Raw genomic sequence first — 558 nt, 5'->3', positions numbered from 1 at the left:
TTTGCAATATGCTGTCTGATTGCATAAATATACATGAATAAAATCTCATGGTGGTAAGCAATTTACGTTTACAGGCCGCGTGATTGTTTCTTGATGTGTCAGCGAAATGGCTATCGACGAACGGAGATGAGGACGCTATTTTAACTGAAGCTGTGTTGCTGATTGGGCAGGCAGAATTTATGACAACGAGGACGATGATGAAAAACACCGAGCTGGAACAACTGATTAACGACAAGCTGAACAGCGCAGCCATAAGCGACTATGCACCGAATGGTTTGCAGGTTGAGGGCAAAGAAACGGTGCAAAAAATCGTGACCGGCGTAACCGCAAGCCAGGCATNCATCGTTCATCACGGTTACTTCTGGAAAGGCGAATCTCCGGTAATTCGTGGCATGAAGCGCCATCGTCTGAAAACGCTGCTGGAAAATGACATCAACCTGTATGGCTGGCATCTGCCGTTGGATGCCCACCCCGAACTGGGGAATAACGCACAGCTGGCCGCGCTATTGGGGATCACGGTGATGGGGGAGATAGAGCCTCTGGTACCGTGGGGGGAAC

At 49.4% G+C, this 558-nt stretch carries 1 protein-coding gene; it reads left to right on the top strand.

Going from position 1 to position 558, the window contains the following annotated elements; translation table 11 throughout:
- Window positions 1-197 precede the first annotated feature (197 nt).
- On the top strand, window positions 198-558 hold a 361-nt coding region (locus tag FDX22_RS00355; protein ID WP_186805261.1), incomplete at its 3' end, for a Nif3-like dinuclear metal center hexameric protein.

This window comes from Citrobacter sp. TBCS-14 (assembly GCF_005280805.1).
GTDB lineage: Bacteria > Pseudomonadota > Gammaproteobacteria > Enterobacterales > Enterobacteriaceae > Citrobacter > Citrobacter gillenii.
The sequence above is the reverse complement of the archived record's forward strand: the minus strand, read 5'-3'. Positions and strand labels throughout refer to the sequence as shown.